This is a genomic window from Enterobacter sp. V89_11 (genome assembly GCF_029967775.1).
In the GTDB taxonomy this organism is placed as follows: Bacteria; Pseudomonadota; Gammaproteobacteria; order Enterobacterales; family Enterobacteriaceae; genus Enterobacter; species Enterobacter ludwigii.
The window spans coordinates 211,954-222,720 of the sequence record NZ_JASCAN010000023.1 but is presented as its reverse complement, the minus strand read 5'-3'; the positions used below and the strand labels follow the sequence as shown (position 1 = coordinate 222,720).

Annotated in this window: 14 protein-coding genes; 4 read left to right on the top strand and 10 right to left on the bottom strand. The window is 53.1% G+C overall.

Going from position 1 to position 10,767, the window contains the following annotated elements; genetic code table 11:
• The 3 genes from fdnG to fdnI all read left to right on the top strand — a co-directional run.
• The coding region (gene fdnG, locus QLG09_RS17355; protein ID WP_282489196.1) for a formate dehydrogenase-N subunit alpha at positions 1-2,450 on the top strand (2,450 nt) is incomplete at its 5' end.
• An 11-nt stretch (positions 2,451-2,461) separates the two neighbouring features.
• Positions 2,462-3,346 (top strand): formate dehydrogenase subunit beta, encoded by an 885-nt coding sequence (gene fdxH, locus QLG09_RS17350; protein WP_014170219.1) that lies wholly within the window; start codon positions 2,462-2,464, stop codon positions 3,344-3,346.
• A complete protein-coding gene (fdnI, locus tag QLG09_RS17345; RefSeq protein ID WP_020884059.1) occupies positions 3,339-3,992 on the top strand; it encodes a formate dehydrogenase-N subunit gamma in 654 nt (217 codons plus the stop codon). Before fdxH ends, fdnI begins: the two co-directional genes overlap by 8 nt.
• 43 nt (positions 3,993-4,035) lie before the next feature.
• Here fdnI and ppk2 read toward each other — a convergent pair whose 3' ends face one another.
• The 3 genes from ppk2 to xisR all read right to left on the bottom strand — a co-directional run bounded on the left by ppk2 (position 4,036) and on the right by xisR (position 6,452).
• Positions 4,036-4,854 carry a polyphosphate kinase 2 gene (gene ppk2 / locus QLG09_RS17340; protein WP_025204134.1) on the bottom strand — a complete coding sequence of 273 codons (819 nt, stop codon included), beginning with the start codon at positions 4,852-4,854 and terminating at the stop codon, positions 4,036-4,038.
• Positions 4,855-4,953: 99 nt separating this feature from the next.
• On the bottom strand, positions 4,954-6,237 hold the full coding sequence (locus QLG09_RS17335) for a DUF3596 domain-containing protein (protein ID WP_282489194.1): 1,284 nt from the start codon (positions 6,235-6,237) through the stop codon (positions 4,954-4,956).
• A complete protein-coding gene (gene xisR / locus QLG09_RS17330; RefSeq protein WP_014170215.1) occupies positions 6,237-6,452 on the bottom strand; it encodes an excisionase family protein in 216 nt (71 codons plus the stop codon). Before xisR ends, QLG09_RS17335 begins: the two co-directional genes overlap by 1 nt.
• Before the next feature lie 463 nt (positions 6,453-6,915).
• Between xisR and QLG09_RS17325 the strand changes: the two genes are divergently transcribed.
• Positions 6,916-7,128: a hypothetical protein gene (locus QLG09_RS17325; protein WP_282489193.1), complete on the top strand. Its 213-nt coding sequence runs from the start codon at positions 6,916-6,918 to the stop codon at positions 7,126-7,128.
• Between the two features lie 5 nt (positions 7,129-7,133).
• Here QLG09_RS17325 and QLG09_RS17320 read toward each other — a convergent pair whose 3' ends face one another.
• The 7 genes from QLG09_RS17320 to QLG09_RS17290 all read right to left on the bottom strand — a co-directional run bounded on the left by QLG09_RS17320 (position 7,134) and on the right by QLG09_RS17290 (position 10,760).
• Positions 7,134-7,373, bottom strand: coding sequence for a DUF4222 domain-containing protein (locus tag QLG09_RS17320; protein ID WP_282489192.1), 240 nt, complete (start codon positions 7,371-7,373; stop codon positions 7,134-7,136).
• Positions 7,373-7,591 (bottom strand): TraR/DksA family transcriptional regulator, encoded by a 219-nt coding sequence (locus QLG09_RS17315; RefSeq protein ID WP_282489191.1) that lies wholly within the window; start codon positions 7,589-7,591, stop codon positions 7,373-7,375. The genes QLG09_RS17320 and QLG09_RS17315 overlap by 1 nt, the downstream gene beginning before the upstream one ends.
• Before the next feature lie 104 nt (positions 7,592-7,695).
• A complete protein-coding gene (locus tag QLG09_RS17310) occupies positions 7,696-8,430 on the bottom strand; it encodes a DNA cytosine methyltransferase (protein ID WP_282489189.1) in 735 nt (244 codons plus the stop codon).
• Entirely contained in the window at positions 8,427-9,086 is a 660-nt protein-coding gene (locus tag QLG09_RS17305) for an MT-A70 family methyltransferase (protein ID WP_282489188.1), read from the bottom strand. Before QLG09_RS17305 ends, QLG09_RS17310 begins: the two co-directional genes overlap by 4 nt.
• Positions 9,083-9,547: a hypothetical protein gene (locus QLG09_RS17300; protein ID WP_282489187.1), complete on the bottom strand. Its 465-nt coding sequence runs from the start codon at positions 9,545-9,547 to the stop codon at positions 9,083-9,085. Before QLG09_RS17300 ends, QLG09_RS17305 begins: the two co-directional genes overlap by 4 nt.
• A gap of 2 nt (positions 9,548-9,549) precedes the next feature.
• A complete protein-coding gene (locus tag QLG09_RS17295) occupies positions 9,550-10,611 on the bottom strand; it encodes a DGQHR domain-containing protein (RefSeq protein ID WP_282489186.1) in 1,062 nt (353 codons plus the stop codon).
• Positions 10,608-10,760, bottom strand: a complete 153-nt coding sequence (locus tag QLG09_RS17290) for a DUF1317 family protein (protein ID WP_252589866.1) — start codon at positions 10,758-10,760, stop codon at positions 10,608-10,610. The genes QLG09_RS17295 and QLG09_RS17290 overlap by 4 nt, the downstream gene beginning before the upstream one ends.
• Positions 10,761-10,767 lie beyond the last annotated feature (7 nt).

Genomic DNA, 10,767 nt, shown 5'->3' with positions numbered 1-10,767 from the left:
CGGTAGCAAGTCTTGCTCCAACATTTGGTCGCGGTGCGATGACCAACCACTGGGTTGATATTAAAAACGCCAACGTCGTGATGGTGATGGGCGGTAATGCCGCTGAAGCCCATCCGGTGGGTTTCCGCTGGGCGATGGAAGCGAAAAACAATAACGATGCGACGCTGATCGTTGTCGATCCGCGCTTTACGCGTACGGCATCGGTGGCGGATATCTATGCGCCTATTCGCTCCGGTACGGACATTACGTTCCTCTCGGGCGTTCTGCTGTATCTGATTGAAAACAAAAAAATTAACGCTGAATACGTTAAGCATTACACCAATGCCAGCCTCCTGGTACGGGATGATTTTGCCTTTGAAGAGGGGTTGTTCAGCGGTTATGACGCGGAAAAACGGCAGTACGATAAATCGTCCTGGAACTACCAGTTCGATGAAAACGGCTACGCCAGACGCGATGAGACCCTGAGCCATCCGCGCTGCGTATGGAATTTGCTGAAACAGCATGTTTCCCGCTATACACCGGACGTCGTGGAGAATATCTGCGGCACGCCAAAAGCAGATTTCCTCAAGGTGTGTGATGTACTGGCGTCAACCAGCGCCGCCGACAGAACCACGACGTTCCTGTATGCGCTCGGCTGGACGCAGCATACCGTCGGTGCGCAAAACATCCGCACCATGGCAATGATCCAACTGTTGCTCGGAAACATGGGGATGGCCGGCGGTGGCGTGAACGCCCTGCGCGGACACTCCAATATTCAGGGCTTGACCGATCTGGGCCTGCTGTCGACCAGCCTGTCAGGCTATCTGACGCTGCCGTCTGAAAAGCAGACTGATTTGCACAGCTATCTGGCGGCCAACACGCCAAAAGCGACGCGTGCCGATCAGGTGAACTACTGGAGTAACTATCCGAAGTTCTTCGTCAGCCTGATGAAGTCGTTCTATGGCGATGCCGCGCAGAAGGAAAACGACTGGGGCTTCGAGTGGTTGCCGAAATGGGACCAGGCCTACGACGTCATTAAGTATTTCAACATGATGGATAAGGGCAACGTTACGGGCTACATCTGCCAGGGCTTTAACCCGGTGGCGTCTTTCCCGGACAAAAACAAGGTCGTTCGCAGCCTGAGCAAACTGAAATACATGGTGGTTATCGATCCGCTGGTGACCGAGACCTCCAACTTCTGGCAGAACCACGGCGAGATGAACGACGTCGATCCCGCATCGATTCAGACCGAAGTATTCCGCCTGCCGTCCACCTGTTTTGCAGAAGAAGACGGGTCGATTGCCAACTCCGGCCGCTGGCTGCAGTGGCACTGGAAAGGCCAGGATGCACCGGGTGAAGCGCGTAACGACGGCGAAATCCTGGCCGGGATTTACCATCGTCTACGTGAAATGTATCGCACCGAAGGGGGGAAAGGCGCTGAACCGCTGCTGAGGATGAGCTGGAATTACAAACAGCCGGACCATCCTGAATCAGAAGAGGTCGCCAAAGAGAATAACGGCGTTGCGCTGGCGGATCTGTATGACGCGAACGGCACGCTGCTGGCGAAGAAAGGGCAGTTGCTCAACAGCTTCGCGCTGCTGCGGGATGACGGCACGACCGCGTCGTCATGCTGGATCTACACCGGTTGCTGGACGGAGCAGGGTAACCAGATGGCGAACCGCGATAACGCCGACCCGTCAGGGCTGGGCAATACGCTGGGCTGGGCGTGGGCATGGCCACTGAACCGTCGCGTGCTGTACAACCGTGCTTCTGCGGATATCAACGGCAAACCGTGGGATCCGAAACGGATGCTGATCGAATGGAACGGCAGCAAATGGACGGGTAACGATATTCCGGACTTCAGCACCGCCGCACCGGGCAGTGAGACCGGGCCGTTTATCATGCAGCCGGAAGGGCTGGGACGCCTGTTTGCCCTCGATAAGCTGGCGGAGGGGCCATTCCCGGAACACTACGAGCCAATGGAAACGCCGCTCGGAACCAACCCGCTGCACCCGAACGTCATATCCAGTCCGGTGGTGCGTATCTATGAAGAGGACGTCCTGCGTTTAGGCAAGAAGGACAGGTTCCCGTATGTCGGGACAACCTACCGCCTGACCGAGCATTTCCATACCTGGACCAAGCATGCACGGCTTAACGCCATTGCCCAGCCAGAACAGTTTGTGGAGATCAGCGAAACGCTGGCGAAAGCGAAGGGTATTGCCAACGGTGACCGCGTGAAGGTGAGCAGCAAGCGCGGCTTTATTCGCGCGGTTGCGGTGGTTACGCGCCGTCTGCAGGCGCTGAACGTGCATGGTCAGCAGGTGGAAACCGTCGGTATTCCGCTGCACTGGGGCTTTGAAGGGGTGGCGCAAAAAGGCTACCTCGCCAATACCCTGACGCCAAACGTCGGCGATTCCAACTCGCAAACGCCGGAGTACAAAGCGTTTCTGGTCAACATCGAGAAAGCGTAAGGAGCGAATACATGGCAATGGAAACACAGGACATTATTAAACGCTCCGCGACCAACTCTATCACCCCCGCGCCTCGTGCGCGGGATGATAAGGCAGAAGTCGCCAAGCTTATCGATGTCACTTCCTGCGTGGGATGTAAAGCCTGCCAGGTGGCCTGCTCGGAGTGGAACGATATCCGCGATGAAGTGGGACACTGCGTCGGGGTTTACGATAATCCGGCGGACCTGAGTGCCAAATCCTGGACGGTGATGCGTTTTAGCGAAACCGATCAGAACGGCAAGCTGGAGTGGCTGATCCGTAAAGACGGTTGTATGCACTGCGAAGATCCGGGATGCCTGAAGGCCTGTCCGTCAGCCGGGGCCATCGTCCAGTACGCCAACGGAATTGTCGATTTCCAGCAGGATAACTGCATCGGTTGCGGCTACTGCATTGCGGGCTGTCCGTTTAATATTCCGCGCCTCAGTAAAGAGGATAACCGGGTCTACAAATGCACCCTGTGTGTCGATCGCGTGAGCGTCGGGCAGGAGCCTGCCTGCGTGAAAACCTGCCCGACCGGGGCTATCCACTTCGGGACAAAAAGAGAGATGCTGGAGGTAGCCCAGCAGCGCGTGGACAAACTGAAAGCGCGCGGTTACGCCAGTGCGGGCATTTATAACCCGCAGGGTGTGGGGGGAACACACGTGATGTATGTTCTGCACCATAACGACCAGCCGGAGCTGTACCACAATCTGCCGAAAGATCCTGCGATCGATACCTCGATCAACCTGTGGAAAGGGGCGCTCAAACCGCTCTCTGCGGCGGGCTTTATCGCTACTTTCGCCGGGTTGATTTATCACTACATCGGTATCGGACCCAACAAAGAGGTGGATGACGACGAGGAGGAACCTCATGAGTAAGTCATGGATTGTGCGCACGAAGTTTGTCGACCGCGCCTGTCACTGGACCGTAGTGATCTGCTTCTTCCTGGTGGCGGTCTCGGGGATCTCCTTTTTCTTCCCGACGCTGCAGTGGCTGACGGAAACCTTCGGGACGCCACAGATGGGGCGTATCTTGCATCCGTTCTTCGGCGTGCTGATTTTTGTGGTGCTGATGTTTATGTTTGCGCGCTTCGTACATCACAATATTCCGGACAAGCATGACATTCCATGGCTGAAGGGGATTATTGAGGTTCTGAAGGGCAATGAGCATAAGGTTGCGAAGGTCGGGAAATACAACGCCGGGCAGAAGATGATGTTCTGGACCATCATGAGCATGATTTTTGTTCTGCTGGTCACCGGCGTCATTATCTGGCGGCCGTACTTTGCGCACTACTTCCCCATTCAGGTGATTCGCTACGCGCTGCTCATTCACGCGACGTCAGCCATTATTCTGATCCACGCCATCCTGATCCACATGTATATGGCCTTCTGGGTCAAAGGGTCGATTAAAGGCATGATTGAAGGGAAGGTGAGCCGCCGCTGGGCGCAGAAACACCACCCGCGCTGGTACCGTGACGTTGAGCGGCTGGAAGCGAAACAGGACAGTACGAAAGGGATGCCGTAAGTCCCGCGTTTGCGGGTCAGAGAATGACCCGCGAACGCTTCAGTCAAAAACGCTCTTCAACATATCGGAACGGGTATTGGGTCGGCTTCACTTTACCAATCTTACGCTTCGGCAAACTCACCGCTTCGATGTGAATGGCTTTGTACGGGATTTGCGCCAGCAGGTGCGAAATAATGTTCAGGCGCACGCGTTTTTTATCTTCCGAACGGGCGACAAACCACGGTGCCCAGGCGGTGTCGGTGGCTGCAAACATCGCATCTCGTGCCACGGTATATTCATCCCACAAATTGAAAGACTTAATGTCCATTGGAGATAATTTCCAGGTCTTTCGCCCGTCGTTGATACGATCGCGCAGACGACGCTCCTGTTCTTTCGGCGTGACCTCCAGCCAGTATTTGAGCAGGATGATCCCGGCATCCACCATTGCTTTTTCCATCACCGGCGTGCCATCAAGAAACTTCTCGACCTGCTCCGGTGTACAGAATCCCATCACCCGTTCAACGCCCGCACGGTTGTACCAGCTGCGGTCAAAAATGACGATTTCGCCGGCGGCTGGCAGGTGGGGGACATAGCGCTGGAAATAGAGCTGGGTCTTCTCTTTTTCCGTCGGAGCGGGGAGCGCAACAACCCGGAAGACGCGTGGGCTAACGCGTTCAGTGATGGCTTTAATGGTTCCGCCTTTACCGGCACCGTCGCGCCCTTCAAAGACAATACAGACCTTTAACCCCTTTGCGACGACCCACTGCTGGAGCTTAACCAGTTCAACGTGGAGGCGACGAAGCTCTTTTTCATACTCTTTCGTTTTTAACGGCTCATGCTTTATGACATCAACTGCGACACTGGTTTTCTTCTTGCTTCCCATGATTGTCATCCTCAGGTTGTCCGGCGCGGGAAAAAGCGGGGCCGCACTATGAAGTGTAATCCACCTGATATTATTGGTAATGTTTTTAGGTAATTAATTTCACAACACTTTTTTAAGCAGATACTTAGCTTTGGGGCATCCTGGGGGCATAGCAGTAGGCATTCTGGAATTGAGCATATCCACCTGATCGCTATTCATATCCCCGATCCATTTTGAATATACTTCGTAAACCATACGCGCGTCTTCATGGCCCATCTGGGAAGCGATAAAAGAAGGGTTTGCACCCGCTGAAAGTGACCAACACGCATAAGTATGGCGAGACTGGTAAGGATCGCGCGCTCTGTTTTTTGCCCGCTCCATCCCGACTTTCCAGCCATAGGATATAGCGCTCTTTGAAAAATGAGGTTTTTTAACCTTCGATTTCTGGGGAACAAACACAAAACGCAGGCTTTGTTTTTCCGTTTTTCCATGCTCGCGGTGGTGGAAGACAATTTCTTTTTGATCGAGGTGGGCGGTGCATAAAAACTGCTCTTTTAATGCCTCCAGGGCAGGCTTCAAAAGTGTAATCGTTCTTATGCCCGCATCTGTTTTCGGTGGAACAAACAGACCTTTGTTCGTGAGGTTTCTGGATACATGTATTTCCCCTTTGTTGAGGTCGATATCCCCCCAGGAAAGAGCGCACAACTCACCGTGTCTCATGCCGGTGTGTACCGCCAAGATCCATATCGGACGATGCTTAACAGGCATTGCCGCAAGCATGCTTTGATACTCGTCAAGCGTTAAAGGGTCAGGGTCTGTTTTTGAGGTTTTGAGATACGAAAGCCCCTCCCATGGGGAATGGGTAATAAACTGGCTACGGTTGGCCAGCTTCAACATTTCTACCAACACGCGCATGAGCATGTTCACAGTTGACGGAGAACGCCCTTGTTTGTTCAGTTGAGGCATTGCCGGATTGACTACATCCCCAGTCAAAAGTTGCTTCCTGTAGTTCAACAGATCAGCGTGCTGGATCTCTGAAATCGTGGTGTTCCTGCCAATTTCGCGGAGTAGGGTGTTTACGTTTGAAGACAGCGTTTGCATCGAGGCTGCAGAAATTTCAAACTGTTTTGCATCAGTGAACAGATCACATAGTTCACTAAACGTGTTGATTCTCTTTGTAGTGGAAAATTTACTCAGCGCTTTAGATTCGGGAAAATGATCCGCATAACAAAATTTCCCCATCTGTATTTCACTGACGATCACAGCCCGCAAATTACCAGCCTTTTTAACGTTCCCGCTGGTTGCTGCCCAACCCCGGAGGACTTCGCGGCAGCGAATGCCACGATAAGTGAAGGTGATCCTGATTTTTCCATTATGCAATTCAACCCCAGTTGGAAAACCCATCAAGCCTCCTGAACAAGCTGGTTTATTCGGGGGTAGTTGTACCAAAGAACACCATTCCGGTTATCGGTCTCACCTTCAGCGGTGAGCCTTTTGAAATGAACGCCTTCGATCCACAATTTCAGCCGATAACTTTTGATTTGCCCTTCACTAAGGCCGGTTCTTTCAGTCAGTCTGGCTTCAACGACCCACTCTTCATTGAAAATGACCTGCGCCATAGATGACTCCTGGCAACCGGCATGAGTATACCCACGTCTGTTGCGTCGTGTTGATTATTCGAAATCAGGTAAAAAGAAGCCGCCTCTGGGGCGGCTGATGCGGGTTAATGCTTTCTTCGCGAAGACTCGAAAGCTGTAGGTATTTCGAGAGCCTTTAATTTCTTTTGCTTTTTACCTGTAATGGCTTTGGCACCCATACAGTCTTTGCATGCAACTATTTTTGAACCATCCGACATGTTAATGCGTCTGCATTCCAGTCTCGTCTTGTTGCATCTTTCGCAGCGACTCAAACCTTTGATAATTCGCTTACTTACAGCGACAGGTTTCGGCGGTTTAATCTTTAATTCCGGCATAATTCCTCCACGAGAAAATTATAACGTCAGTGCTTAAAAAGTTTGCTCATATTTGGCTATAAGTAAATTCTCTGTGATGTATATTAAGTCGCATTAAAAAGGAGAGACTGATGGCAACCTACAAGCAGATTCAGGAATACGTGAAATATCATCATGGTGTCAGTGTTAAGACGTGTCATATCGCTCATGTTAAGCATATGCATGGGTTCAAGATGAAGAAGGCACCGAACCGCATTTCTCCTGACTCAAGGGTGTATGAATGCCCGGATAATTTTGTCCCGCTTATCGATCAAGCGATGAAACACTTTGGGATGATTAGTTAACCTCCTCATGCCGCGCGCTGGGCACGCAGCGATTTAATGTGCTCGCTCGTCTGCAGTTCGGCGCGTATTTGTGCAGCCTCACGATGATCGAGGTGCTCAAAGTCATTGTTGAATCGGTCGATTGAAGCGGTGTTAATCCGGCCCTGTCGCCAGTAGCGGACTATTTGTGATGTGCAGCTGTGGATGATGACGGGCCAGGCGTGCTGGTCAGCGTAAATCTGACCTCTTTGAATGAGTGCAAACATCACGCACCTCGCTGCTTTTTCCTCAGTTCGATAACACCTTGGCACTCCGCGCACGTTTGGCAGCCGGGAACGGCAGCGCGTCTCGGCTCGGGTATTGGTTCGTCGCATTCTTCACAACGCTCAGCTGATACCGCGTTGCGGTTCACTCGGTGAGCGGAAAGGGCGGCGTTACGCTGAAGCTCTTCAATCTCTGCTGCGGTATCGATGATGTCGGCCATGGTCAGTGCTCCCGGAACTGTCGGTTAACTCGGTTGAAGTTGAACGCCAGTAATAAAAAAGGCCGCTTTAGCGACCCGGTGATTAGTGCCTTCATGCTGCGTCCTCAATTTTGTTTAAGAATGGAGAATGCTGCCGCTGCCACTCTTGGAACTTGTCCATTGCCAAGGGCTTTAACTCTGTCCACCCGATGGGCCAGCCCATGAACCACTCGACCCATTCCGGGTTCAGTTGTCCATCCTGGGGTGGCTCCGACCCATTCGGTAACAGGCGCATTTTTATCGCACTGGGCAGGTCCGGGGTTCTGCGTAAGCGCTCGCTTGGACAATCGCCCCGAATCGTTGCCTTCGCTGTAGGCCACAATCCACATCCTGTCTCTTTCATGGGGCGCTCCGCAGTTCGATGCTGAAAGACGAAACCACTCGCAGCCATACCCCATTTCGGCAAGGTCACCGATGACCACAGCAAGACCTTTTCCTCTGAGTCGCGGAGAGTTTTCCACGCAGACGAACGCAGGTCGTATCTCACTGACGATTCTCGCCATTTCTGCCCACAGTCCGGAACGGCGTCCATTGATGCCGGCACCATGACCATTTGCGCTAATGTCCTGGCACGGAAAGCCGCCTGAAACGACATCAACAATTCCTTGCCACGGCTTTCCGTCAAAACTGCACACGTTAGACCAAATCGGGAAAGGTCGGAGAATTCCATCGTTTTGTCGTTGCGCGAGAACTTGTGCGGCGTAGGCATCACGTTCAACTGCGCATACTGTTTCCCATCCAAGCAGGTGGCCGCCGAGTATTCCTCCGCCAGCGCCTGCGAAAAGAGCCAACTCATTCATGCCACCTCCATTTTTAAAACTTCAATTGCACAGCCGGGTAACAATTCAACCGCGGCGGTGGCGCACTGATTTCCCCAGTGGTGCCAGCCTGGCGCTGCGCTGCGGCTGAACAGCTCAATGCGCGGCACATCTCCGTAAAGCAGCTCCAGCCGGTGGCGAACTTCCCACGGCTTTTCGCTGTGCGCGCCGAGCGGGCTGTAGACCACCTGTTTAATACCGGAGTGCTTTCGCACAATCCCGGCGCCGCGGGTAGCAATCAGCAAGTCTTCGGTATTGGCCCGGGTGTGGTTGCCACCGTTCATGCGCGTCTCGGCATTAAGCAGATCGAGGAAGTCGTAAAAGTCGGTGATTTCTCCTTCTGCCAGCGCCTTATTGATGCGCAGCTCCGCATTCTGATTCAGCTTCACCCAGGTAAAGCCCTTCATCGTGCGAACGGTAAAACCCCAGGCCTCGGCCAGTTCGATGGCCTCCTGGTTATGCGTGCCGGTGTACCACATTGCGAGCACGGCGTTTTCGGCAGCCAGTTCCCACACTGGCAGACGCTTAATGTCGATGAGTTTCATGGTGGAGTAGTGGTCGGCGGCGGCACCGTTGCTGATGGTATTGCCGTAAGACCAGGGCGGATCTGCGTAGATAAGAGAGTATTTGCCGGTCATACAGCCTCCCGTCTGCGCGCAAGCACGGGTCCGTCGTGTCCTGCGTTAAAGCTTTCCACCATCGCCCGGCAACACGCCGGACAGCAGCTATAAGTTCTTTGCGGCTCTCCGTCGAATTTCCAGTATGCAGAGCGCATTGCCGCTGAGAACGTGTCGCATAAATCGCAATGAAAGGACTCTGTTCCCAGAACTTTCACCAGCTGAGTTACCGAGAGTTCGAATTTACTTGCGATATCCGCATGCTCAAGCCCAGCATCCAGCAGGGCTTCTATCAATTGCAGATCATTGATGGTTAATTTCCCGCAACGGTAAAGCCCCATACTGCTGGCCCTCATCTGAATAGATGCTTTGGTGCGTTGTAACTTTGCGCACAGCTCATCCATGTCCAGGTACAGATAAGTTTTGGACAAAAAAATGGCCTGAGATTCAGGCCAGGGCATTGAGTGCATCTGCATAGTCATAATTATTCTCCTAGGCTTTTCGCCAGGATAATCTGGACGAGCCGCTCAGCAGCCGATTTCTGCGCCGGAACGGAGGCAATGACCGTTGGCCGGTCTTTTTCGGCGTTGACGCATACACCACCCCATCGAGAAATCAGGAAGAAATCTTCCATCTCTGAGGAGCCTGCATTGCTTGCCAACTCATTAATCATCTTGACGATATCTCCGATTGGATGATCCGCCATGAGACGCTGAACGGCATATCCGAAGGCATTGATCATCACCGCGTGGAACTGTATGTAGTCGCGCTTGTAGTCCGCCTGGCTGGTGCCGTGGCGGATTGCCTCAATCTGCGTAAGGGACAGCCATGCTTCCCAGATGGATTCGATATCGCCCATTTCCAGCGGCTTACTTCCCGCAATGGCAAATTTGGCCGTCGCGTCGCTCAGCGCTTTGAAGCTCACCCACAACTTACTTTTAGCAGGAACGACGTTGTGCTCAAAGTCGGTCACCTCTGCGAAGGTGTCGTGATGAGACAGAAACGTCACCATCCCTTGGGCGACATCGTTGCGCCCGTCATAAGCCATGTTGATCGCAGCTGATGGTTTGGAGACGTTGTTGTTAATATCAGAGAAGAACTGCTGGCGTGCCTTCAGCGGGAGATCGTGCGTCAACATCAGCGGTATGCTTATCGGCTCGCCATAAGTTCGGCAGAACTCCGTTAACCCTGCAGCGCGGTGCTGGCCGTCGAACAGTTTGATCACAGCATCCATCGGGAAGCGTGCGACGCCCATATTCGTATTGCCGAACTCTTCAAACTCGATAACCGAGTCGCAGTTTCCGACCAGGGGCGGGATGATGAAGGGCTCTTTATTTTTATAGGCATTGACGAGGTACTGGTAAAACTTCTTCACGCGAGCCTGGTTAATTTCGCGTTGCGAACGCTCGAGCGTACTGCCGTGATTGTCAGACGCAAGAATGCGGGTCAATGCACGGGCAGGGGCCGTAATCATGTAAGTTATTGTACTGCCCTGAGCGCCTCGCGACGCCGGGAATTCAAAGAAATAATCGCCTACTTTGCTCATGCTGCCTCCTGCCTTTCCCGATATTCCTCAGCGAGCCGCTGCGCCTTTAATGTATTGCTGACCACTTCACCCCATGGCATTAGCCAGCCGTTACCAATGAAAGGAAGGCACAATGTGCCAACCCTTATGTCGTCGTGAGCGTGAGTCATAGCGATG

Coding starts and splice junctions, on each gene's coding strand:
- fdxH (WP_014170219.1), top strand. CDS start 2,462: ATGGCAATGGAAACACAGGACATTATTAAACGCTCCGCGACCAACTCT.
- fdnI (WP_020884059.1), top strand. CDS start 3,339: ATGAGTAAGTCATGGATTGTGCGCACGAAGTTTGTCGACCGCGCCTGT.
- ppk2 (WP_025204134.1), bottom strand. CDS start 4,854: ATGGGAAGCAAGAAGAAAACCAGTGTCGCAGTTGATGTCATAAAGCAT.
- QLG09_RS17335 (WP_282489194.1), bottom strand. CDS start 6,237: ATGGGTTTTCCAACTGGGGTTGAATTGCATAATGGAAAAATCAGGATC.
- xisR (WP_014170215.1), bottom strand. CDS start 6,452: ATGGCGCAGGTCATTTTCAATGAAGAGTGGGTCGTTGAAGCCAGACTG.
- QLG09_RS17325 (WP_282489193.1), top strand. CDS start 6,916: ATGGCAACCTACAAGCAGATTCAGGAATACGTGAAATATCATCATGGT.
- QLG09_RS17320 (WP_282489192.1), bottom strand. CDS start 7,373: ATGTTTGCACTCATTCAAAGAGGTCAGATTTACGCTGACCAGCACGCC.
- QLG09_RS17315 (WP_282489191.1), bottom strand. CDS start 7,591: ATGGCCGACATCATCGATACCGCAGCAGAGATTGAAGAGCTTCAGCGT.
- QLG09_RS17310 (WP_282489189.1), bottom strand. CDS start 8,430: ATGAATGAGTTGGCTCTTTTCGCAGGCGCTGGCGGAGGAATACTCGGC.
- QLG09_RS17305 (WP_282489188.1), bottom strand. CDS start 9,086: ATGACCGGCAAATACTCTCTTATCTACGCAGATCCGCCCTGGTCTTAC.
- QLG09_RS17300 (WP_282489187.1), bottom strand. CDS start 9,547: ATGACTATGCAGATGCACTCAATGCCCTGGCCTGAATCTCAGGCCATT.
- QLG09_RS17295 (WP_282489186.1), bottom strand. CDS start 10,611: ATGAGCAAAGTAGGCGATTATTTCTTTGAATTCCCGGCGTCGCGAGGC.
- QLG09_RS17290 (WP_252589866.1), bottom strand. CDS start 10,760: ATGACTCACGCTCACGACGACATAAGGGTTGGCACATTGTGCCTTCCT.